The sequence below is a fragment of the Vibrio sp. SCSIO 43086 genome (assembly GCF_051132235.1).
Lineage (GTDB): Bacteria > Pseudomonadota > Gammaproteobacteria > Enterobacterales > Vibrionaceae > Vibrio > Vibrio diabolicus.
Map to the genome: position 1 here is coordinate 1876461 of NZ_CP072677.1, position 23186 is coordinate 1899646.

At 40.1% G+C, this 23186-nt stretch carries 27 protein-coding genes and 3 pseudogenes; 2 read left to right on the plus strand and 28 right to left on the minus strand.

Annotated elements, in window-relative coordinates; genetic code table 11:
- Positions 1–12 precede the first annotated feature (12 nt).
- Positions 13–1368, plus strand: a complete 1356-nt coding sequence (locus J8Z23_RS08595) for an FUSC family protein (RefSeq protein WP_301659402.1) — start codon at positions 13–15, stop codon at positions 1366–1368.
- Between the two features lie 47 nt (positions 1369–1415).
- On the opposite strand, the gene J8Z23_RS08600 is transcribed toward J8Z23_RS08595, so the two are convergent.
- Together J8Z23_RS08600 and J8Z23_RS08605 are read right to left on the minus strand one after the other, a co-directional pair.
- Positions 1416–1757: a hypothetical protein gene (locus J8Z23_RS08600; protein ID WP_074191397.1), complete on the minus strand. Its 342-nt coding sequence runs from the start codon at positions 1755–1757 to the stop codon at positions 1416–1418.
- Between the two features lie 142 nt (positions 1758–1899).
- A complete protein-coding gene (locus J8Z23_RS08605; RefSeq protein ID WP_164666850.1) occupies positions 1900–2526 on the minus strand; it encodes a LysE family translocator in 627 nt (208 codons plus the stop codon).
- A 53-nt stretch (positions 2527–2579) separates the two neighbouring features.
- On the opposite strand from J8Z23_RS08605, the gene J8Z23_RS08610 reads away from it, so the two are divergent.
- On the plus strand, positions 2580–2708 hold the full coding sequence (locus J8Z23_RS08610) for a hypothetical protein (protein WP_255199988.1): 129 nt from the start codon (positions 2580–2582) through the stop codon (positions 2706–2708).
- Positions 2709–2852: 144 nt separating this feature from the next.
- Here the strand turns inward: J8Z23_RS08610 and J8Z23_RS08615 are convergent, their stop codons facing one another.
- From J8Z23_RS08615 to J8Z23_RS08740, 26 genes and pseudogenes are all read right to left on the minus strand, one after another.
- Positions 2853–3206, minus strand: coding sequence for a DUF1428 domain-containing protein (locus J8Z23_RS08615; protein WP_012841750.1), 354 nt, complete (start codon positions 3204–3206; stop codon positions 2853–2855).
- Between the two features lie 97 nt (positions 3207–3303).
- The gene (locus J8Z23_RS08620; protein ID WP_170903380.1) at positions 3304–3909 is read right to left on the minus strand and encodes an SDR family oxidoreductase; all 606 of its coding nucleotides are present in this window, start codon (positions 3907–3909) and stop codon (positions 3304–3306) included.
- A 2360-nt stretch (positions 3910–6269) separates the two neighbouring features.
- Positions 6270–6551 carry a hypothetical protein gene (locus J8Z23_RS08625; RefSeq protein WP_301659403.1) on the minus strand — a complete coding sequence of 94 codons (282 nt, stop codon included), beginning with the start codon at positions 6549–6551 and terminating at the stop codon, positions 6270–6272.
- A 260-nt stretch (positions 6552–6811) separates the two neighbouring features.
- On the minus strand, positions 6812–7132 hold the full coding sequence (locus J8Z23_RS08630) for a DUF5675 family protein (protein WP_301659404.1): 321 nt from the start codon (positions 7130–7132) through the stop codon (positions 6812–6814).
- An 815-nt stretch (positions 7133–7947) separates the two neighbouring features.
- Positions 7948–8393, minus strand: a pseudogene (locus tag J8Z23_RS08635) (GNAT family N-acetyltransferase).
- A gap of 118 nt (positions 8394–8511) precedes the next feature.
- Positions 8512–8961, minus strand: a complete 450-nt coding sequence (locus J8Z23_RS08640; protein WP_256895170.1) for a hypothetical protein — start codon at positions 8959–8961, stop codon at positions 8512–8514.
- 564 nt (positions 8962–9525) lie between these two features.
- Positions 9526–9870, minus strand: coding sequence for an IS3 family transposase (locus J8Z23_RS08645; protein ID WP_301659405.1), 345 nt, complete (start codon positions 9868–9870; stop codon positions 9526–9528).
- A gap of 1032 nt (positions 9871–10902) precedes the next feature.
- Positions 10903–11154 (minus strand): hypothetical protein, encoded by a 252-nt coding sequence (locus tag J8Z23_RS08650; protein WP_256895168.1) that lies wholly within the window; start codon positions 11152–11154, stop codon positions 10903–10905.
- Between the two features lie 183 nt (positions 11155–11337).
- On the minus strand, positions 11338–11766 hold the full coding sequence (locus tag J8Z23_RS08655) for a hypothetical protein (RefSeq protein WP_301659406.1): 429 nt from the start codon (positions 11764–11766) through the stop codon (positions 11338–11340).
- A 133-nt stretch (positions 11767–11899) separates the two neighbouring features.
- Positions 11900–12304: a hypothetical protein gene (locus J8Z23_RS08660; protein WP_301659407.1), complete on the minus strand. Its 405-nt coding sequence runs from the start codon at positions 12302–12304 to the stop codon at positions 11900–11902.
- 149 nt (positions 12305–12453) lie between these two features.
- Positions 12454–13026 (minus strand): hypothetical protein, encoded by a 573-nt coding sequence (locus J8Z23_RS08665; RefSeq protein WP_301659408.1) that lies wholly within the window; start codon positions 13024–13026, stop codon positions 12454–12456.
- A 601-nt stretch (positions 13027–13627) separates the two neighbouring features.
- A pseudogene (locus J8Z23_RS08670) lies at positions 13628–14039 on the minus strand (cytidine deaminase).
- A 244-nt stretch (positions 14040–14283) separates the two neighbouring features.
- A complete protein-coding gene (locus tag J8Z23_RS08675; RefSeq protein ID WP_301659948.1) occupies positions 14284–14499 on the minus strand; it encodes a hypothetical protein in 216 nt (71 codons plus the stop codon).
- A 288-nt stretch (positions 14500–14787) separates the two neighbouring features.
- The gene (locus tag J8Z23_RS08680) at positions 14788–15237 is read right to left on the minus strand and encodes a GNAT family N-acetyltransferase (protein ID WP_434632984.1); all 450 of its coding nucleotides are present in this window, start codon (positions 15235–15237) and stop codon (positions 14788–14790) included.
- 145 nt (positions 15238–15382) lie between these two features.
- Positions 15383–15664, minus strand: a complete 282-nt coding sequence (locus tag J8Z23_RS08685; RefSeq protein WP_434632987.1) for a hypothetical protein — start codon at positions 15662–15664, stop codon at positions 15383–15385.
- Between the two features lie 68 nt (positions 15665–15732).
- Entirely contained in the window at positions 15733–16026 is a 294-nt protein-coding gene (locus tag J8Z23_RS08690) for a hypothetical protein (RefSeq protein WP_230689976.1), read from the minus strand.
- Between the two features lie 644 nt (positions 16027–16670).
- On the minus strand, positions 16671–17222 hold the full coding sequence (gene cyaB / locus J8Z23_RS08695) for a class IV adenylate cyclase (protein ID WP_301659324.1): 552 nt from the start codon (positions 17220–17222) through the stop codon (positions 16671–16673).
- 193 nt (positions 17223–17415) lie between these two features.
- Entirely contained in the window at positions 17416–17772 is a 357-nt protein-coding gene (locus J8Z23_RS08700) for a hypothetical protein (protein WP_301659323.1), read from the minus strand.
- Positions 17769–18239, minus strand: coding sequence for a type VI secretion system amidase effector protein Tae4 (locus J8Z23_RS08705; protein WP_434632991.1), 471 nt, complete (start codon positions 18237–18239; stop codon positions 17769–17771). The genes J8Z23_RS08700 and J8Z23_RS08705 overlap by 4 nt, the downstream gene beginning before the upstream one ends.
- A 282-nt stretch (positions 18240–18521) precedes the next feature.
- Positions 18522–18824: a type II toxin-antitoxin system RelE/ParE family toxin gene (locus tag J8Z23_RS08710; protein ID WP_053397237.1), complete on the minus strand. Its 303-nt coding sequence runs from the start codon at positions 18822–18824 to the stop codon at positions 18522–18524.
- Complete coding sequence (locus J8Z23_RS08715; RefSeq protein WP_053397238.1) at positions 18812–19069, minus strand: type II toxin-antitoxin system Phd/YefM family antitoxin; 258 nt, start codon at positions 19067–19069, stop codon at positions 18812–18814. The genes J8Z23_RS08710 and J8Z23_RS08715 overlap by 13 nt, the downstream gene beginning before the upstream one ends.
- A gap of 191 nt (positions 19070–19260) precedes the next feature.
- Entirely contained in the window at positions 19261–19809 is a 549-nt protein-coding gene (locus J8Z23_RS08720) for a hypothetical protein (protein ID WP_434632996.1), read from the minus strand.
- A gap of 617 nt (positions 19810–20426) precedes the next feature.
- Complete coding sequence (locus J8Z23_RS08725; protein WP_005464480.1) at positions 20427–20819, minus strand: hypothetical protein; 393 nt, start codon at positions 20817–20819, stop codon at positions 20427–20429.
- 188 nt (positions 20820–21007) lie between these two features.
- Positions 21008–21829, minus strand: a complete 822-nt coding sequence (locus tag J8Z23_RS08730; RefSeq protein ID WP_301658718.1) for an HNH endonuclease — start codon at positions 21827–21829, stop codon at positions 21008–21010.
- 135 nt (positions 21830–21964) lie between these two features.
- Positions 21965–22364, minus strand: a pseudogene (locus J8Z23_RS08735) (DUF6232 family protein).
- A 135-nt stretch (positions 22365–22499) separates the two neighbouring features.
- On the minus strand, positions 22500–23144 hold the full coding sequence (locus J8Z23_RS08740) for a hypothetical protein (RefSeq protein WP_301658716.1): 645 nt from the start codon (positions 23142–23144) through the stop codon (positions 22500–22502).
- Positions 23145–23186 lie beyond the last annotated feature (42 nt).

The following is a 23186-nucleotide window of genomic DNA, read 5'->3' on the forward strand; positions in this document are numbered from 1 at the left end:
GCGGTGAAATGTATGTTTAATGCCTCAACCAAAGAAGCAATAAAAGCTGCACTGTCTATCGTTATCGCAATCTGCCTCGCCTTATGGTTTCAATGGGAGAAACCCTATTGGGCAGCGATCGCCGTCGCGGTAATGGCATTAAATGAAAGCTTCGCTCACTCGATAAACAAAGGTCATAATCGCCTAGTGGGAACCCTACTGGGCATCGGCTATGCCTTTTTCCTCATCACAGCATTTTCTCAAGATCGCTTCTTGTTCCTGACTTTTTTTACCCTATTTTTAGGTGTATGCATTTTCATGTCGAGCGACGAAAAGTACGGTTATGTGTTCTCCATAGGCTTTGCTGTGTGCTCTATCATCGCTTGTATGGGAGGGTTTGATAGTCAAGTGACGTTCCATTTCGCAGTACTTCGAATGCAGGAAACTATTCTTGGCATCATTACCTTCTCCGTTGTTTATCGTTTGGTTTGGCCAGTGAATACTGAAGAGAATTTCATTCAACGCTTTGAGAGCAGCCGTGAGGTGTTGCTTAAAGCTATGGACAAACCAAATGACATTGATATTGATGCGCTTGAAACCAACACAACAAACATTGAGAAGATGTGCCAACTACTGGGATTACCGCTCACGGGCAGTTACCACCTCAAAGAACATCGAAAACTGTGGCATCAGCGCCTCGAAGAGATGAAACGTATTCAAGAACGATTACTTGAACAAGTGGAAAAGCCTCACTGTGATGATATTGACTGGAAACCTGTGGCTCAAAACCTGACGCTATTTGATATCGCTCAGCCAACCACGCATCTAATTGGTCGTACCTTATTGACTGAACAAGTGAACCAGAAAACATCTTGGCATCGTGAACACCGGACTTTCATACAGCACTTGAAAGAAGACCGCAGAAAGGTTTTACAAGGAATATCGATGTTTATCACCTCGTTATTGGTTTGGATTTATCTCCCTGTACCAGGTGGGTTTATATTCCCTATGTTGGCCGGTGTCTTTTCATCAATAGTACCTACAATGCCTCCTAGCGTTGTTAAAGATGCCTTCTTTGGCGTTTTGGGAACAGGTTCAGTGATACTGCTGCAATACATCTTCTTGATGCCCATGATGACTGAGCTCTGGCAACTAGGGTTATTTTATTTCATCAATATTATTTTGATTTGGGAGGTATTTTCTACACCACAGCTGATGATCCATAGAGTCTTAGGCGTCAATTTATTGGTGGTATTAACCTCAGGCGCACTTAACTTGACCCCGGAGTATCGTATCGAAACACCTTTACTCATGCTGGTAAACATCATGCTCATTTTGATGATCGCCAAGTTATTTAATGACCTGTTTCATCCCCGCGTAACCGCTTAAACAAGCAATTAAACTTAATAAGGAAATGCTTTGAACAATGGGTTAGATCAAATTACGTAATGGCAAATAACACTGCCCGAAAAGGTAAAAATTAACGACCAAACCAACACACTTTGAACAGGAAACATATGAAATATCAGCAGTGGGAATACTTTAATATCACGAAGTGAGAATAATATTTGAGGTTGAAGATCCCAACATGTAGCTAAAGATGCGCCTCTTTTGAGCCGAGGATGCTTGATCAAATACTCAGCATAGGATGAATAAACCGTCCACAACCCTAACAGCCCAAATAACTCGATGATAGAAATAACTTCCAGACTAAATGGCAATAGTGAAGGCCCACCAATGAGCAAGATAATTGCGAAGATCCACATCTTATTTTTCATTACACATCCTTGCTGCTGATTTACGCTTATTTATTACCAATAACAAAACCAAGTAAAAACTGTTGGCCATAAAAACGCAACCCAATGTTGAATTGCTCATTTCAAGCGTTGAGGTTTTCTCTTATACAAATATTTCCACCCACTAGCGCTCACTGAATGCCACTTTACTCGCGAGACTGATAAGCAGAATACCCGAAACACCTTCAAGAGTTCTTGAGTAACGCTGAGAGTGTGGACGACTAAATACCCAATTACCCACAGATGCGTACAAAACGTTACATGTCGTCGCAAGTGCGCTGAACAGCAAGCCAAGTACTAATAATTGCATTGATGTTGAGCTTGCAGACGTATCAATAAATTGAGGCAGAAATGACAGGAAGAATAACGCTACTTTTGGATTCAAGACGCTGACGATAACACCCTGAACAAACACATTTTTATTATTATCAACGTTTTTGTTTTCAACGATTTTACTTTCTCCACGCCACATGGACAGTAACGACTGAACACCTAAATAAACTAGGTAAGCAGCCCCTAACCATTTAACAACGCTAAAAGCCAAAGCTGAACTCAGAATTATTGCTGACAAACCTAAACATGCCGCTAGTGTATGAAAAAAGTAACCAACACCAAGCCCCAAAGCCGCTTTTAGCCCAGCAGAGAACTTACCTTTCATTGTATTGGAAACAATATAAATTACATCAGGTCCAGGAATCATGTTGATAGCGAGACAAGCGACAACAAATAATAATAGTGAGTTTGAATCCATTCTTTTCTCCAGATTAACTTCTTGCGGGATAACATCTCATCGAACTATGAGTAATGCAACGTCTAGGTTTCCGTTGGTTACCAAAGCGTCGACCGTGGCTCATTGACGTGCCTGCTATCGTAAGAGTCGCGGGGCCGGGGCTAGCGATGGCTGCGATAGCTGATACGACAATCAGTGAATAATTTATCTCTTCCATTTTTACTCTAAGCCTCCACATGAATTTTTATCAACGCTTATCGCGGAATACTCTATTGAATGTACATCAGAAGCGTAATCCTGATTAAAGCACCAAGTGTCACGAATCAAGCTGGGGATTCTCTAATATTTTACTGCTCCAAAATAACATCAAATCCACCATAAATGAGACGCTTTCCATCAAAGGGCATTGGGTTATTCTCAGGACTCATTCGAGGATCACCCATGATCCGCTGCCACCCTGAGTCTCGCACTTCTTTTGAAGGCCAGACTACCCATGAAAACACAACGGTTTCGTTGCTTTCAGCTTTAACTGCCATGGGAAATGATGTGATCTCACCATCTGGTACTTCACTTCCCCACGTCTCAATAACCTTTAAGGCCCCAAACTCCCTGAACATTTCTGCTGCTATTTTTGCGTGTGCGATATACTTTTCTTTATTCGCTGTCGGTACTGCAGCGACAAACCCATCAATGTATGACATAAGTAAACTCCTTTCATTGGAGTTATAACCATAGCTCAATAAAAAGAATGCACATGATGCCAAATCATAGAAGCAGGTACGTAATACAGCTTGAGAGCTACATTCCTAGCTTGGACTTTATATGCATATTTGAAAGGTATGTGTTTGGATCTAGCTTAGTTAGCGTATTTATAATTTCCAAAACGCTCGAATACTCAATACGTTCCTCTTCTGCATGCCCGATCCCACCTATTGTAAAGTGAGTAAAGCGGTAATCACGATAAACGTTTTGAAGCTGGCTAGAAATATCTTTGAGTAATCTTTTACTGAGGCTGAATGCAGGGTACTCACTATTTTCTGAAAGCTCTGCTGTAGATCCAATAGATACAATATTGCATTTATCGTTAAGTGAACCTAAAGCGTTAAGTTCATTGACTAAATTAAGATACCCAATCGGGCCAACATTCATAAACTCAATCAGTTCGTTTGTTGTCAATTTTGAAGACTCTCCCCACATCGACGCCAAATAAACTATGATGTCAAACTTTACACCTTTGAAGCACGTGTAATCTGGTTTTTTCTCCGGACTAACATCAATACGAACAGAAGCTACTCCATCCTCAACTAGCTTTGATCTAGAAATAGTATAAGTTTCTATACCCTGTAAGTTCGTAGCCAAGAACCTTCCTAGACCCTTACTACCTCCAACAATTAAAATCTGCATAACCCTGTTCCTTGGTTAAGATTGTCTTTCATATTATCCGCCAAACTGTGCATTAGGCATCACTTTAACGTTTCTATTGCCCTACTTAGTTCTATCTTCAATTTCATCGAATGGTTCGACTGAAATACGCTCTGCAATTTCACTCATCTTCTTCATTTTTTCTGGGTTACTAGTCTCCCAAAACCGCTCCCAGTCTTCACGTGTTCGCCACTTGGCAATAGTTAAAACCTTTTGGTACCTTATAAGAATGGAGCATAAAATAAACCTTGAGCAAAAAATACTTAAGGGTTGAGGCTCAGGTTTAAAAAATTTATTATTTACGCGCTTACACTATACACCATGATATCTACCAGCTTAAACTCAGTAACCTCCTCACAAAACTCTGGGTCGCCCCAAAGCTCACTGAGATTGTAGTTTAGGTGGACGTGGGCCAAAGTATCTAAGCAGGTTGTAAGAAAACGCTTTCACCTAACCTATGCACTGAAAACGCTAAGCGTTGGGAATCGCTCTTAAATGCTTTGTTGGCTTAACATAGGCTTAGGATTACTTTTTACTTTCTAAGCTTTTTAGCCTTGATCTGTACGCAGAATGAAAACCAACGAAGAAGAATGCATTCGTAGCCACTAGAGCCAGTCCAGCAATCTCGGGCAAATTGTAGCCAGTTATCATTGAAAGAATATAGTACTGAGCACATGCAGCCATAACACACACAGATAATGGACGAAGAAAAGTAACGCTCGGCGATAACTTTTCTTCAGATAACCTATAGAGCATCAATAATACATGTGAAAAATGAACCGTCGATAATAATAATATTATTATTAGCATTAAAACTAGCATCACAAATCTTCCGCTTGAAGTAGACATCTGCGAAGAAATTCCTTCTACGCACCTTTTGCATTTAAAAGAGACTGTTTGTTATAACTCTGATTTTGCCTTTGAGTATAGCTTATGCACGACTTCCAAATTAGAGAAATCTATACAATAAGCTATCTCTATCACGCAACCATTCTTGGACTTCGGACTCCTAATATTTGGTTGCAATACGAGAAGAAAGAGCAAAATTTTTGAACAACTGCTCATCACTTTGGAAGACTAAAGGGCTTGCGCTGAGCCCAAAACTAAAAACAGCAACAGAAATAACGCTGACTAGTTTTCATAGGTTCGTCCCCCTTTGCTTCTAAGAAATCATGATTCAGCTGACAAAAAAGTTATAACACTCGCTAGAGTGGTGAGTAACACTAGCACACAACTTAATTCGACCACAGTAAACACAAAAGCAGAAGAAACCCAAAAACGCTAAGTATTGCGAATCACTCTTAAATGCTTTGTTATGTGAGTTCTAATTTACTGTATTTAAAGCTAATGTAGATTAAACTCCGTTCAGTAACTATTATGAGGCGCAGACTATGGAAAGTTTTCACAGCGATTACAGAAAAGAGTTATGACTTAGGGCAAGACGCATGACTACTGTACGATTTGTCGAGAGCACGGAAAACTGACCAGAGAAAATATTGTACCTCAAGGTTGCGGTAATGTTGAAGACAAAGTAATCGTTAAAGTTACCAGAGTACCTAGGAACTTCTGAGAAACCCAAAGGAACCCCCTCTCAAGGCGGTATTCACTTTAGAACTGTTTGTGGAAAATGTAATAGCCTACTTGGAAGCAAATACGGCGGAGAGCTAATTGATTTCCGCAACGACATTGCTGAGCATCTTAGCAACCTAACTTTTGAGTACTCATTTAATAGAACGACCTACCGTCCGCATAAAACCTTAAAGTTAGCCAAAGCTTTCGTTGATCATTTGTTGGCAGCCACTAGCGTATTCAGACAGGCCACACGATCCTCTGTACACTGAGTTAGCCGAGTTTTTACTTAATGAAGCAGCCCCACTACCTGAAGATGCCGATATTTATTATTGGCTGTATCCATACAAACCGATAAAGATGCTTCGCTCTATTAGATCAATGAACATTCACAACCCGAGCTTTCGAGTTGCAGGAGATATATTAAAATTCTATCCGATAGCTGTTGGTGTTGAAGTATCATATATAAGTGCATAAGTGCGCTTAGACTAGATTTCTCAGAAAACCTGGAGAAAATGAGGTACTACTAATGAATAATGAAATTTGCACCATGGCTATTTAGCTGCAATAGTACATAACGCCGCGTTAAGGGGTGAGCAACGCTATCACCAAGCCTAAGCCATTGCACCGTAAACAAAAAAAAACCAACCTTGAACTGAAATGCCAAGCGTTGGGAATCACTCTTAAATGCTTTGTTAGCTGACTGCTAGCACTAGCTCAATATATCACTCTTATGACTTCCAACCTTTCAATGAGTGCGTCAGCCATCGACTTCAATTTATCTGGCTTTTTCTAGAGTAAGATTTCATTGTTGCTAATACATCAACTCTTAGCTTTTCTAACTGATTGCTCTCATCACCTGTATGGTCTGTGAGCACCATCCCTTCTAACTCATTTAACCATTTGTTAAAGGACTCAGGGTTTTCAGGTAGTAAAAGTAAAGTATTCTGGGGCTCTATTTTTAACGCAACCAGCAATAAGGGCGAAACTTCTCCAGAAATAGCTCCGCCTCTACGCTTCCAAATTTCTACCAAAGAAAAAAGTGCAGGAACCATTTCCAAAGCTTCTTTTTTTCAAGGTTTGTTTCTATAGATTGGTAGTTTTCTATCATCCAGTTATGTAAGAGATTCACCTCTTGGTTTTTAGCATACATTGGCAGTGAGAAAAAACAGACATCATAAGCATTATTATATTCCTTATCATTGTTGCTGCTCCAACTGGTTAGATATATCTATGGTGATTTTTATAGTTCGCAATTTCAGAAATATTTCTTTCAAAGCCAATTTGCTACTACCTACATAGTAATGTGACTTGGCTACTTTCCCCATGTTTTACCAGGCATCAAACAGCCGAGAGTGTCTTGATGATAATTTCCGGCATGGATTAGAATGAATGACCTACCCGGAACATTTTGTAGTTCATATACATTAGGATACCTAGATGAACTATAAGACAATAATTTGTATGTGCCTGCTTTGATTCTTTTGTCAGAGCCCTCCGTCATAGATTCTGGTCCTGCGGACTCAAGCACAAACCAACTTTTACTTACTCCTTCGATAGTCAACTTACCTAAAGTTGTCTCTCGCATTTGCTTTGTACAGTTTAGATTTAATTTAGCTTCATCTAACTTTTTCATTGTTCTGTACCTTACTATCACATCAATGAAATTAACAGAACAGTGTTATTACAACAGGTGTGTTTCATTATTAATGGAGGCATCGCTAACTTACATGAAATTGGGTGTTACGTTTTTTACACCAACTTTAGTGTAGACAGATAACACCCGCTTAAGTGGTGAGCAACGTTACCACAGCACTCAACCATTACACCGTAAACACTAAAACCAACGCATAGTAAAAATACCACGCGTGCCGAACCACTATTGAACAATTTGTTATGTTTATTATCCCCCGCCAGTACATTACCGTAAATGAGCCGAACCATTTCGCGGGCCACAAATTTAGCTTTTACCTGCTGCAAAAAAAGCAGAAAACCCCATAAACACAAAGGATATGAAGAGTGAAAACATAGAATATCGAATGACAGTAAACAACCAAGAACTACTTTAGGATACTTCGAGATATTTTCGCTACTTCTTACGTAATTAAAGAGAAGCACACTAGAAAAAGAAACAAACAAACGTAGATCGTTTTATATCTACTCGGGTCTAGTATTTCCATCTGTAACCCGAGGGAAATACTACTCCCAAGGAGCATTATCATTGAAGATATGAGCACTAGAAAAGCCGCAAATGCTAGTAACTAATACACATCCATGAACTCTCCTTTTCCACAATAAGCATTTAAATATTAACTATAGTTTTCTATACTCGACTAAGAAACATAACGCCGCGGTAAGGGGTGAGCAACGCCACCACTGGACCTGATCTATTGTGCCGTACAAAATGCCAATCGTTAGAAATCCGCCTTAAACGCTTTGTTATGTGCGTGCTTAACGGTAGCCCCTTACAGTGCCCTCGGTTTCACTTTTGTAGTTGCCAAGATACTCACCGCCACAGTTTTCGATAACCTTTTGGGAGGCAGGATTGTCATTTGAACAAGTAACAATAACTGAGTCAGTGACAATATGGCCTCGCACCCAAGCGAGGAGAAATGAGGCTACACCTTTACCACGAGCTGACGGTCTAGTTTCGTAGCCAACATGCCCAATGACATTTTCTACATTGGCATTAAGCCAGATACGCAATAATAAGTTGTGCTGGATAAATAACCGTTTGGTAATTCAGAAGTTGCCCTAGAACGTTCAGCCAAGCCTGATAAGTAAACTTAAGGATCTTGTTCAACGCCGAAATGCTTAGGGATACCCGACTCCAAATATTCTTTCGCGTAACTCGCTAATATAGGAGCTAAATTTGGACTCGCTTCTACTACTTCCAGTAGTGAGCAACGCTACCACTGAACCTAACCTATTGTGCTATAAATACTTAAGCTGAATAAAACCCAAAATGCCACGCGTTGTGAATCCCTCTTAAACAGTTTGTTATGAGGTGCGCTCTCACTGATGTTCAACTAGTCCCATTTTTTCCGCCGTAGCTAAAACATTAAAAGGGCCGCTAATTTCACCAGACAAAACTTCAACTTGCCGCAGGTCTAAATGCTGAATTTTTGAATCACTTGGCTTTTCGAAATAGATAAAGCCTTTTAAGATTCCATTTAAAGTGGTGATGTCTGCCTCATCTAATACAGCCTTGAGATTACTCGCTTCAGCTTGAGTACACTCATAGTCCTTAAGAAAATTAATGTATAGGAAGACTTCCCTCTTATCGTCAATACTCAAGCTTTCAAACCATTCAGATTTAGGGAAATCTAATACTGTTTGTTTACCAATTTTGTCACATTCTTGCCATTTATCATCCCATATTTTCAAGTAACTCAGCTTATCAACTTTTGCTGAGCAGCCAACGAGAAGCAGAAGTAATAGATAAATTAGTCCTTTTTTCATCATAAATCTCTAAGCTAAATAACGACGCCTCATAACGCCTTTTTAAGGGGTGAGCAACGCAATACAAAAGCTTCCGTATACCACCTTAAACACTAAAACAAACGCATTGTGAAAATGCCACGCGTTGCGAATCACTCTTAAACAGTTTGTTATGTGACTTGCCCAAAAACCTAATCACCAAAAAATAGTGGAGAAACAGCCAAGAGAACAGCACAGCTTAACTTAAAATAGAATACCGCTAGGAATACAAAATTCATCTTATTATTTTTAGGAACCGGAGTACCTAACAACACATCTGTTCTAGATGTAATACTTAGCGGAAAATATGTCTAATATAAACACTAAATAGACACTCAACGTTAATAATACCAAATCACCATTAATACGCATGAGAATTGGTACCAATAAAGGCATCAAAAAAAGCAAAGCAGACACATATAAACCAAAGCTTCAGTATGGAAGAAGTAGCAGCCCATTTAAATTTATTAGCTAATAGTTTGGGTATATACTCCATATTACTCCTTCTTTGTTCACTGGTGAACCCCACAAAAAGTAGATAGTACATAACTACATACTTTCGTACTCAACTGAGCTAACCTGCCCCAACGCTGAGTGTCTTCTTCTACGATTGTAAAATACCTCGATGTATTCGAAGATGCCCATTCGGGCTTCTTCGAGTGTTTGATAGTCGTCTGCGTATATCTGTTCGACTTTTAGTCGACTGTAGAACGACTCCATCACCGCATTATCCCAACAGTTACCCTGCCGGTTCATGCTCGGTACACCTCCATGCTTACGCATGAAGTCTTGATATTTATATGCTCTGTATTGTAAGCGGGTAATGACGCCCTTAGGCGGCTTACGTGAATCAAATGCCATTTTTAGGGCATTGGTGATGAGCTCGACGGTCATCGTTGTCCTTAGCGATCAACCCACAATGCGCCTTGAATGCAGGTCCATCACTGTCGCCAAGAAGAGCCAACGGCTCTTCACCCAGATATACGTGATGGCCGTAACCCACTTCTAATTTGGCTTCTCAGACTCAAAGTCTCTACGCAGTAAATTGTCGGCAACATTCGTCATAGCAGCCACATCCTTGCTGTATTTAAACCCTTTAACATTACGTGCCCTGATACCTTTTTCCTTCATGATATCAGCCACATAATTTACGCAGTAGGCATAGCTTTCAATGAACTCGTACTTCACTCTGCTGCTTCGCGAAGTACGCCGAGACCTTTTTTAGAAATTCCATTTCATCTTTGAGTCGCTTGTTCTCGCGCCTTAGCGCTCGAAGCACTTCGGACTCTTTCTTCAAGTAATCAACACCGTCTAAGGTGTTAAACTGTTTATCAGATGGGCGTGTGAACTGCTTCTTTGCGGAACTCTTCGGTGTACGCTGGATTACGATGTTTAGCCATAAATCACTCTTAATTAGCCCCTAGATCTAACTTAGTAAAGTGTCTACTAAACGTGGGGTACTCGGGAACATAACGCCGCGTTAAGGGGTACAGGCACGCAATACAAAAGCTACCGCACAGCACCGGAATCACTAGACCCAACGCAAACTGAAAATGCCACTCGTGCCAAATCCCTCTTAAACGCTTTGTTAGCGCGCTATTAAATTAAACAAGAAATTCTTTGGGGTCCTTTGACTTCCAGTCCTTTTTCCTCATTACCGTAATAACTATATTTTCTTGATACGCATCACCATCCACGTGAATCTTATTAACAGCACAAGGCATATTTATATGCGAAACCGTACAACTAATATCAAAGTGTCATTGTGACTCAACTTCTTAAGCGCCCCTACATGTAATGCTGTTAACCTGTTAAATATAGAGTTAAGCAGCAATCATTATCAATGGATTATTACGTGTTTCATTCATTCTATCTTTAACAAAGTGCTTAGATAACTTAAATGACATTTTATGGCGACGTAAAACCTCATTTACTGAACTTTCGAGCGCAGCTATTTGAGCTTGTGAAATCATGTTTACCCTCCATAAAGCTACGATAAAGCTCTTCAAGCTTCGAGTTCAATTCAGAGTCACTTTTCGCAGAAATTGAGCCAATTAACTCTGATTCACTTATATTTCCTAGCCTCACATCAAAGTTTTCATTATCAAAACTATCAACGAAAATATAAATTTCACTCCCTTCATCAAAGAATGAAGCAAAGTTATCATTAACAGACATATTAAATCTCATCTTTTCATCTCAATAATGTTTATAAATATTATGTCGACTTAGCGCGCTAACGCCACATTAAGGGGTGAACAACGCCACCACCTAACTTAAAACATTGTGCCGTAAACACAAAAGCCAGTTTAAACCAAAACTGCCAAGCGTTGTGAATCCCTCTTGAATACTTTGTTAGGTTTAAATCCAGACGCCAGCAATTGCCAATAAAGCAGCAAAAAACACACCGACACCAAACATCGTATAGTTAAAATATCGATAGGACTTTAAATCCTTTAAAACTTTATCCTCTGATTTTTCGCGTATCACAGCTTCAAAATACTTTTGATTTAAATTGAAAATAAAGAGTATCGATATAATCGCCAAACAAAAAGTAACTACGGCAATAGTAAAAATTAACTTGCTATTGCAAGTAATGTTACTCACATCTTGATAAGCGGCAATCAAAAGCCCTAGGGCGGCTGAAGATATAGCCAGTATAGCTTTGTTTGTCTCACTACCACTATTCAAGTAAGCACTTAAAATAACAGAATAATGGTTGATGTTCTTGCCTTCCAGTTCTTTCAACCAACGTACTCTATTCTCTTCTTCTGTTTCTGGCTTTGGCATAATACTCCATGAAACCTAACGCCTTGTTAAGGTGTGAGGCACGCAATACCGAAGCTCCCGCATACCACCTTAACCACTAAAACCAACGCATAGTAAAAATGCCACGCGTGCCGAATCACTCTTTAACAATTTGTTAGCCCTTTTTCAAAAGGTTAAGACTTGTATACGACAACCAAACCACCAAGATTGCCAGTAAGTTTAGAGAAACTGTTACTTCATTAACATTCACACTTATCGGTACTTCAATTCCAGAAGAAAAGGCTAAGGAAAAGTTAGGCGTTTCTATGCCTATCATCTGGATAAAATAAAGAGCGATCATTAACTTAAATACCCAAAGCTTCTTTTTTAACAACCCGTAAAAACTAGACAAGTTCAAGCTTAGCATCACTAAAACGATTGCAAATGCGAGAAAAAGACTCGAAGAGCTCAATTGATTAACTTGGGCAAGCAAGGTAAATAGTAGAAACAGAGTAACTGCAACAGATATACCCTGTAAACACAGCAAGAACTTTGTTCTTTTTAAGTGATTTTCAAACAATTTTTTATTTTCTCCTTGAGGGCTAACGCCCTGTTAAGGGGTGAGCAACGCAATACCGAAGCCGCTGCATACCACCTTAATCACTGAAATCAACGCATAGTGAAAATGCCACGCGTGCTGAATCACTCTTAAATTGTTTGTTAGGCGACTCAGTACGTTTCAAACTTTATAACACCAATTTCTATTGCTTCTTCATTTACGAATTTGAACCAAATGTTGTTGGTAATATCAGCAACAGTCATTTCTTCAGATAAATTCAACTTCTGTTTTTCCTCTTCAGTCAATTCCCTTGTCAACCAGAAGCTTTTCACGTAACTATTACTGCCATCATTTGTAAGATCTAAAACTCCTCTTAAAAGGCTTTCAGATTCATTTTTTGAAACACCTAAACAAAGTTCACCAATGCAAGTAGGTAACTCTAGCTTGCTTGGGCTACATTTCAATCCTGGATTGTCCAAATGAATACTCATTCTGGTAATAATGGATTGGGCTCCCATTGGACCTGAACTAAAAACCGCATAAATACCATTATCAGAAACATAACAATAACCATTTTCATGGTCACCATATGGGATACTTTGAAGTTGAGATTTACCGAGTTTTTTAGACACGTCATCAATTGTAGATTGATATATTTCAATTCCAACATAATCAGATGGTAAATCTACAGCTGCAACTAACCATAATGGCAATAATAAAAAGAGGAATAATATTCTATACATGACTTCCCTCGCCTAACGCTCTGTTAAGGGGTGAGCAACGCAATACTGAAGCCGCCGCATACCACCTTAAACACTAAAAAACCAACGCATAGTGCAAATGCCACGCGTTGCGAATCCCTCTTGAACAGTTTGTTAACTGATCGCCTTTCAGTTTTCGCCGATCTTTCAGCCACTTTCGCCAAAGCTCGTTTTGCTAATTAATGATTAGCAAAGCTAACTCAAATATGTATTTAACCAAAAAATTACCGTTTATCTTTAGTTGGAAATGCGTCTCACAACACCATACTTCGGCGATGTAAGTGCGCCGAACTAATCGCGAATGCCTTATATTATTAGAAGGCTTTGTGCCGCCTTTCACATCAGTAAACTTAAGTATTAAACTGAAATTAGTCGCATTAGCTCAGCTAAGGAAACCGACCGAACACGCTAAATCTCTGAACCTAGGAACGGTATCATTGTGCTTTCGTATTTTCTGCGCCAGTTAACGCCGCGTTAAGTGGTGAACAACGCCAACCACGAAACCTAAACCATTGTACCTTAGACACAAAATTCAACTTAAACTGAAATCGCCAAGCGTTGTGAATCCGCCTTAAACGCCTTGTTATAGCGCTTTGCCGTTTACAAGTGACCAATGATGAGGCATTAATTCACGTATAGTTTTTGAAAACCAATGCATTATCTGGAGTCGTAATTGCTGCTTTGACGTCCCCACCCCAGTGAACGAGGCGCTCTTGGCAAACCCCGCATGGTGACAAGATTAGAAACTCATCGTTCTCATTTTCACGACATAGGCATAATGAGTGGGTCACGCGCTCATTGAGTTTGTGAGCCTCTAAATAAGCTCCCACTTCCATACACAATGAAAGAGCATCATTTTCAGTATCAGGGGCAATACTTGTTAATATTTTCCCTGACTCAGTTCTAACAGCCGCAGCACCGCCCCACCCCGAAGGATATCTCATACTGACTAGTTCTACTGCTGCTTGATAAAGCTCTTTTTCGATATTATCCATGACCATCCATATTCAAATTTATCGAGCGCATATAACGCCCTGCTAAGGGGTGAGCAACGCAATACAAAAGCCGCTGCAAACCACCTTAATCACTAAAATCAACGCATAGTGAAAATGCCACGCGTTGCGAATCCCTCTTGAGCAGTTTGTTAGTCGCGAGGCACCGTTCGACAATTTTAAGCCGAACCAAGCTTTGCGAACAACAAACTTTATATGCTTTGATGCACTTAAGTCAGGCGTAGTCTCAAAGCGGGTAGTTAATGAAACCACTTAGAAAAAACAGCGCCGCAGAAAACGGACTGGCAACACCAAAAAGCGCTTTTGGAAAACCAATCTCACAGTGCGGACTTTCAACAAAGTCACTGAAACCACGTGGAACTAACAACAACAGAGAAAACGTCCTTTCAGCAAGTAAATAAGCTTTTGTACCAACAAACTCACCGAGCAGAGTTGCAACCAAAAACAAATTCTCGATTGCCCTGCTCTGTCAGAACCAAAGAACTAAACAACCGCTAGGACACTTGCAAAACTGTGGACTTTAAACAGTTGAAACTGAGTTTTGACCATCGACGATGAATCTTTATACCAAACAAACAGCTGCCAAATTTTAAGCTCAGAAACATGATTTTGATTGCTAGCTTTTTCTGGCGACTAACGCCGCGTTAAGGGGCGAGAACGCGATACCACCTAAACTTAAACATTATGCCATAAACACTTAAGCTGAACTTTGAGCTAGAACCGCCAAGCGTTAGGAGTCCCTCTGAAACGCTTTGTTAGGCTTATGCTGCATGAGATACACCAGCTCATTTTCGCCAACCATTACAAAACCTAACCTTGAATACAAGTGTTTAGCGGGATTTGTTTTTAATACACTAAGCCCAACCGAACTGCCCGTAAGGTTGGCTTTACCGATTAACATTGAAATAAGAGAACTTGCTATATTTTGATGTTGGTAGTTTGGATGGATTTGAATTTGGACAAGATACCATTCGTTAGAATCTTCGTTAAATTTTGCTTTGAACAAACCAGCCGAAGAACCAGCGACTTCAATAATTTTCGCATGTTCAAATTCGTATAATATTCGACTTAAATACGCATCTTCCGTTATAGGCATACCACAATCTTTAAGGTACTTACCCATCGTTATATCACGCAGATTAAGAAGAAAGTCGATATCTGAATCTACAGCTTGTCTCATGAATATTTCACTATCCCTCCAATTAAGCCTAACGCCCAGTTAAGGGGTGAAGCACACAATGACCAAGCCGCTGCATGGCACTTCAACACCGAAACCAACGCATACCAAAAATACCACGCGTGCTGAATCCCACTTGAACTGTTTGTTATGTTCGTAGCTTTTGTAACCCTTGTATTGCTTGGTTGGTCGAATCTATTAAGTCTGTACGCTTCAGTTTCGTTCGAATAGCCAATGCTTCAATAAACTGCTTTTCAGCGAGTTCATAGTTACCAAGCTCCACGTTTAATTTACCCAAGTGTTGTAAACTGAAACTCAAAGAAAGCTCACAACCGTAATCTTGGCTTTGTAAGTATGCTCTTTCAGCACCACCCATACCACCTGCGTATTGCAACGCAATACCTAAGCCGCCGCATACCACCTTAAACACTAAAACCAACGCATAGTGAAAATGCCACGCGTTGCGAATCCCTCTTGAACAGTTTGTTAGAGCGCAACTCACAGATTGAACAGAACTTTCAAAAGAGAATTTACCAAAGAAGATATTCCTAGAAATAGAACTAATGGCAAACCTATCGCTATTATCAGTTTAAACTCGACAAACTGACCTACAACCGCATCACCATATCTACCGCCCAAAAACTTTCTCGATTCGTCTCCTACCGTAGATTTGACTTCATCTGTGACCGTCTTGCGATCTTTACCGATGAACTCTTTAAACAACATAAAGCCGAAGGGAGCGATAATAATGCCTGCGATAAGATATGAAATGTATTCAATTATGTCCGTCATATTCACCTTTTTCTCCTGCGCTCTAACGCCTTGCTAAGGTGTGAGTAACGCAATACAAAAGCTACCGCACAGCGCCTTAATCACATAAGCCACCGCATAGTAAAAATGCCACGCGTTACGAATCACGCTTAAGCAATTTGTTAGTACATGCGCTACTTCTATTTGTGCGCTCCAAGATATTGAAAAGTCGCATAATATGAAAGGCTTTGAACATTGAAGTGAGAAGGGCAGCTACAAAACTTTACCCCGATTGAAATACGAAAGTTGGCTAGAAGAAAAACTCACTGAACTGCCCTACTTTCACTGGCTTCAAATTAGAAAAGGATTCTTTCCTCGTACTTAAACAGCCACACCAAAAGTAATCAAGGTTCTCTCAAAAGCCACCACGAAAATGAAGAAGCGCAAAAGAAATAGGCTAAGAGTTAGAAACCGTAAACGGTGAAACCAAAGCAAACACTCACCATATAGTGCCACCGGAAAGAACGTGAAAGGTGTAAAGACGAGCGCCAAAACAGATAAACACCAAAACTTATGACCTTTGGTGTCAAACCCGTACTAACGCCGCATTAAGGTGTGAGCGACGTTTGGCTATACTTGAGCGAAGCGAAAATGCCAAGCGTTGCAAATCACTCTTAAATGCTTTGTTATGCGTACTTTTCCTCGAACATCTGTTTATAGGATTTATTCTGCAATGCTGAACCTGTCAACCCAAACTTGCTAGCTAGGGCTTCAAGTTCCGACCTATAAGCAATTAGCATTGATGCATCGTCTGTCATGATAGCGAACTCAGCAAAGTCGCCAATACCATCTAATGAATCAACCGTGATACGAAACTTGCCAACGAAATAGATACTTCGAGTTTTGGTAGCCTTTAACGTAATTTCGTACCCCATAGTTTCAAGCATACTTCTAGCATTTTCTGCATCAGTGATATTAGTCGCTTCACATCGGTCTGCCTCAGGGCCTTTTACAATCCAAAGCTTAATACCCGAAGGCTTCATAGTACGAATACAGACACTCTTATTCTGCTGATACAATGATTTATCAGGAGTATCAAAATAACAATCGGATTCTAGATTGTCCTCAACCATTATTTCATGGGGTATATTTTTCAAAACATTCATGAAATTAGTCTTCGACTCAAGGCGGTACTTTAGCTCTACCTCATACTTGCCTTGAAAATGCTCATCGCTCATCTTGGGATCCTATAACAAAATGCGAATTTTACCATAAGAGAGAGTAGCTAATCATGCTCGTACGCATAACGCCCTGTTAAGGTGTGAGCAACGCAATATCGACGCTTCCGCACAACACCTTAACCATTAAACGCAACGCATAGCAAAAATGCCACGCGTTGCGAATCACTCTTAAACAGTTTGTTATGTAACTTTACTCAACCTCAGTCAACAAGCTCAGATTTTCTAGAAAAACAGGATCGTTTTCCAAAGTAAAACACTTCGCGAGTAAAGGAGACGTCTCATTCTTATAATTAATTGCGGGTTCATATTTTTTTACTAGCTTAGATACTTCAACGAAAGTGTCTGGTGATATAGAACTCATTTGCACTATACCTGCAGAGATATTTCTAATATCACCTAAGTCATAGTTTTTATGTTGAAAGTACTGATATAAACAATTCGCTCTCGCGAATTGCATTAATTGTTCATCGATATTATACTGGGGACCAGTATTAGCTTTTACAGATAATGACATCAGTAAAAGTATGAAAGTCATAACCTTGATCATGTGCACTCCCAGAACAGAACTTTGTGAGTGACTGATGCATACCCTTGGTATACACATTTATTCCCATCCCATAGGTCAGCATGCCCTGTCGCATCACTCCATCCGTCAACTTGATAGATAATTATGCCCTTACGCCCTTTAATTTTCTCTAGATGCTCTTCGGGAGTCAGCTCTTCAGGGCTAAAGTATTTTTCTGATAGGTATTTGATAAGAATTTTGACTCGAAAAATATACCAAAATTTATTTTGTCCCGAAGAGACTTGAAGACTCATTTTTCCTTCCGGACCAATCGCGTTGTAACGAGGAATTTTGTGTTCTACGCCGCTACCATTAAGAGCTTTGGAAACTCTAATAGCACAAGCGTTTGAAAATATACCTAGTTCGTAGTTCAAACCTACTTTACCACCAATTTTTTCAAAAACCACATTAGCTGGCAAAGCAGGGTAATTGGCACGAAGTTTTCCCATGTTGGCAATTTCATTTCCACCTCAATCCTTAGTAAGTATCTTAGGATATATAATGTGCCGCTGATTCGACCTCATGTAAAAAAGAGAAGAAAACTTTATGATTGAAATTATATAGTTTTGAAACTGACTAATCATGAAGTTACATAACGCCCTGTTAAGGTGTGAGCAACGCAATACCAAAGCCGCCGCATACTACCTTAAACACCAAACACAACGCATAGTAAAAATGCCACGCGTTGCGAATCACTCTTAAACAGTTTGTTAGCCGCTCATTCCCAACGGTTATTGCTTATTCAACAGGAATTTGCGTAAATCTCTCTCAGCACGCATAACAAACAGAATAAACACTTTGTCACCGTCTTGCTTATAGAAAACACGACATGGATTAACGACAACTTCACGATAACTTAAATGTTCTAGTTCGGGTGGAATACGACCTGACTCTGGGAAAGTTTGTAGGCGTGCAACTTTGGAGAAGATCGTTTGTACTAACTGCTTTGCCGCAACAATGTTTTCAACTGCGATGTATTCAGCGATATCGTTGAGGTCAGATAATGCTGGCTCAGTCCAGATTATTTCAGCCATTTTGACATTTTGTCCTTGGCTTCATCATGACTTACCACTTTACCGTCAGCTAGCGCGCGTTCGCCTCGTGCAATACCCTCCAGAATAGCCAAACGATTTTGCATAAACTCGTAATCAGCAACATCAACTAGATACGCGGATGGCTTACCATGCTCGGTAATTAACACTGGTTCTTTGGTGTCGTGGAGATCGGCAAGGATCTTAGTTGCTTGACGTTTAAGTGATGTAACTAGTTCTACTTTCATGAGAGCTGCTCCAAAGGAATACTATAGTGATACTATTCTATCACTTTGAGTATAGCAAGCACCATGACGGCTAACGCCCAATTAAGGGGTGAACAATGCCTCCACCTAAACCTAAAGCATTGTGCCATAAACACTAAATTTGAAGTAGAAGCAAAAATGCCAAGCGTTGTGAATCCCTCTTAAATTGATTGTTATATGCGTACTTGTTTGGGATACAACTGATTTAAAAAGTCTGCACACACACAAATGTGATGGTAAAAGTCTGGAACTAGAGAGTTTGAACCATGCGCTTGCGAGTTACGCAAACTAGAAATAACGTTGATCATACTTCGGCACCATTCATTAGCTGAATTCGGATTATCAATATGCCTAAAGCCATCATCAGTAACCCAACCTTTATCTACAGCATGAGTCAGCAATTTTCTAAGCATCAGAGGTCGATTTTTCTGCCCATAAATACCTACCTGTTCTGCTTTTAGTCGCAAGGCTGATTCGATAACTGTGTACGTTTTTAACTGAACTTCTGGAGCAAGTGCGTAAAAGAAATAGTAGTAAAGCCCCATATTTTTCGCCACATTAAATTGACCTCTAAGATCCTCAGGAACTTCATCATTTAATGTGACTTCTGATAGAGCCTCATGAGTTTTTTTGAGGTCAGGTACATAACCTGTAACTCGGCTAAGCAACTGATGCTTCTCATCAAGCTCTGTAATTTCCACTAATTTTTTGAATTCTTCCATGCTGCCAAACTCCGAAGCATATAACGCTCTGTTAAGGGGTGAGCAACGCATTACCGAAGCCACCGCATACCACCTTAAACACTAAAATCAGCGCATAGTAAAAACGCCACGCGTTGCGAATCCCTCTTGAACAGTTTGTTAACTGAGCGCCTTTCAGTTTTCGCCGATCTTACAGCCACTTTAGCCAAGGCTAGTTTTCCTAATTAATGATTAGTAAAGCTAACTCAAATATGTATTTAACTAAAAGATTACCGTTTACCTTTAGTTTGAAATACGTCTCACAACACCATACTTCGGCGATGTAAGTGCGCCGAGCTAATCGCGAATGCCTTATATTATTAGAAGGCTTTGTGCCGCCTTTCTCATGAGTAAACTTAAGTACCAAATTGAAATTAGTCGCATTAGCTTAATTAAGGAAACCGACCAAACACGCTAAACCTCTAAACCTCGTAACGGTATCAATGTGCTTTCATATTTTCTGCGCCAGTTAACGCCCTGTTAAGGTGTGAGCAACGCAGTACCGAAGCTCCCGCATACCACCTTAAACACTAAACGCAACGCATAGCAAAAATGCCACGCGTTGCGAATCACTCTTAAACAGATTGTTAGCAATATCTCTAACGCACCCACTTAATCTCTACTAAAGCCTCATACAACTCTGGGCGCATTACGAATTCATAGTGTCCATCTTGAGTGTCTTCAGAAGCCGGATTTCCAGTTGAGATTGTCCAGAACCACATTGTGCTGCCATCGTTTCTTTTTGGTGGTTCATAATTTAGCACTTCTGCCAATTCATGCCCCAAAGTTCCATACTTTAAATTTGCAGTATTGTAATTTGGGAAACCAACAACTTCGGCTAACTTAGTTGCTGTTATTGTCTGATTGTCAGACTTTGCCTGAGCCCGCAGCATTTCCAAATAACTAGTCGTATCTCGAAACCGACTTTTATCTCTTAGCTTGATCAACGCATTGATAAACTCTTGTTTTGACGCTGTAGATTCACATTCCATTAATCTGTCTCCTAGCCAATCTATCGTGATAAAGATTAGTAAAAGACCTGAACTTTTGCCTTATATTGCTAACGCCGCATTAAGTGGTGAGCAACGCAGACCACCGAACTTAAAGTATTGTGCCGTAAACACTGAAATTGAAGCAAACCGAAAATACCAAGCGTTGGGAATCCGTCTTAAATGCTTTGTTAGGCGATTTTTTCTTCGATGCTAAGGGCTGTTTTTAACAACTTTTCGTTGAACTCTTTGTTGTCGATTGAATAATGCGCTCTCCTGTGATACGTAGGGCATAGAGCGATAACATTTTCCGGGCAATCAGCACCACCGTCAGCAAGCCTAGTTAAATGATGGACTTCTAAATAAGGTCCATCCTTAGTTTCAAAGGGTGACTTGCTTCTGCAACCTTCACAAACCCCATTTGCGCGCTTTTTAGCATATAACTTTATAGCCTCACTGCGATAACGGACATGAACAACTTGTTCTTTAACGTCCACATCGTTCGGGGTCACTGCGGTAGCAATATCGCGTAATTGCTTAAGTGATTTACTTTTGGTTGGTTTTGTTAAGTAAGGAGCCCTTCCATTTACCACGCCTGGTCGCCTTGACTGTGGAAGTACGTCCAAGTGAAAAATGAAAGCATCTCGAAGCTGACCATTTTTGTCAGGTCGCTGCTCGATGTGGTGTTCAATGTAACTACATACTCCAACGAAACGCACAAAACCTTTTGTCGTCGACTCAAACAACAAGATTTCTTTTTTATTTTTCTGGTGCTCGAAGATTGCCAAATTACCTTTGACCATCTGCATATCACCTTCTTGGCCTTCGCCTGTATACCTAAACGTACCATCTGGGCCAAAAACATCAGAATAGCCGAACTCTTCACCAGCATCGCTGGTGAATATAAATACATAAGGATGATTAGCTGGTGTAGCAATACCACCATACTGTTGCCCTTTGTATACGCCGTGAATATCAGACCGACGGTTATAAATTTTACCAACTTCGAACAATGAACTCTCCTAATCGCCTAACGCCTTGTTAAGGTGTGAGGCACGCAACACCAATGCTGCCGCATAACACCTTAACCACCAAACCTAACGCATAGTAAAAATGCCACGCGTGCCGAATCACTCTTAAACAATTTGTTATACGAATTTCTTCAGTGCCAACACTTGCTGTTCAAATAACTCACAATCTGACTTTGAGTATGACTTGGCGACATTAACCCATTGAACGCCCGTTTCATCTATGTGGCGAAACTCGACTTGAAGTGCATATTTAGAGCAACGAAGAAGAGCAAAGACCAAACCTACGACCGTCAGACTAAGAACTAAAACTAGTAGCCATTGTGGTACCTCTTCCAACCTTGGAATAACTAACCAAACTGCCCCTGAAAAAAACACACACCCAGAATAAAACTTGACCTAAATTATCAAGAAAACTTAACTTTTTAACCCTAACATTGTTTATCTTAGACAAAGGATATGAGTCTTTCTTAAACCTGAACTCTTTTGAATCCAAGCTAAAATCAGTACTCTTGTACATAAATTCCCTCTATTCGTATAACGCCCTGTTAAGGTGTGAGCAACGCAATACCGATGCCGCCGCATACCACCTTAAACACTAAACGCAACGAATAGTGAAAATGCCACGCGTTGCGAATCACTCTTAAACAGTTTGTTAGTTTTTGGTTTTTACGTAATTGTCGAAAATTTGCTGTTGTTGTTCTTCAAAATTATCAAACTCAGCAAGTTTCAGACAGTTACACCCTGAAGGAGTTAGATAATAAGCAAAAACCTCACCACCAATGTAAACACGTTCATTTTCTGGCTTGGTGTTCTGTATTTCACGCTGTTCTTCCATCATATGAGGGATCAGTTCAATCAAATTACCGGTTGGTACACTACATTCAGGTTTAACAGCCGTGCCATATTGCAACAATTCAGATTCAAAATTACTTGTGGAGCGATATGCATATGACACAATTTGACCACTCTCTTCACAAACACCAAATTGATAAACTGTTGTAGTGAAATCATCGGGTAGCGAATGCTCAGCTTTATACTCACACCATAACTTTCGAAGTGCGTTTGGTGTATGAAAATCAAGATTTCTAATACCTTTAACAATCATCTGAGTGCTAGCATCAAGTAGCCATCTGTTTGCAAACCCGCTAGCACCTGCCCCTGCAACAATAGTTCTCAAGTGAGGGATGTAACCTGCTTTGGTTACAAACGCAAATGGTTCACCCGCGTTATCTACTGCCAAAGTATCTGTAGCTACCAGTGCTTGTGTGCTGTCTGTATAAAAAATTAATGATGACATTTAACCTCCAAAAACTAACGCCCAAATGCGATTTTTAATGAG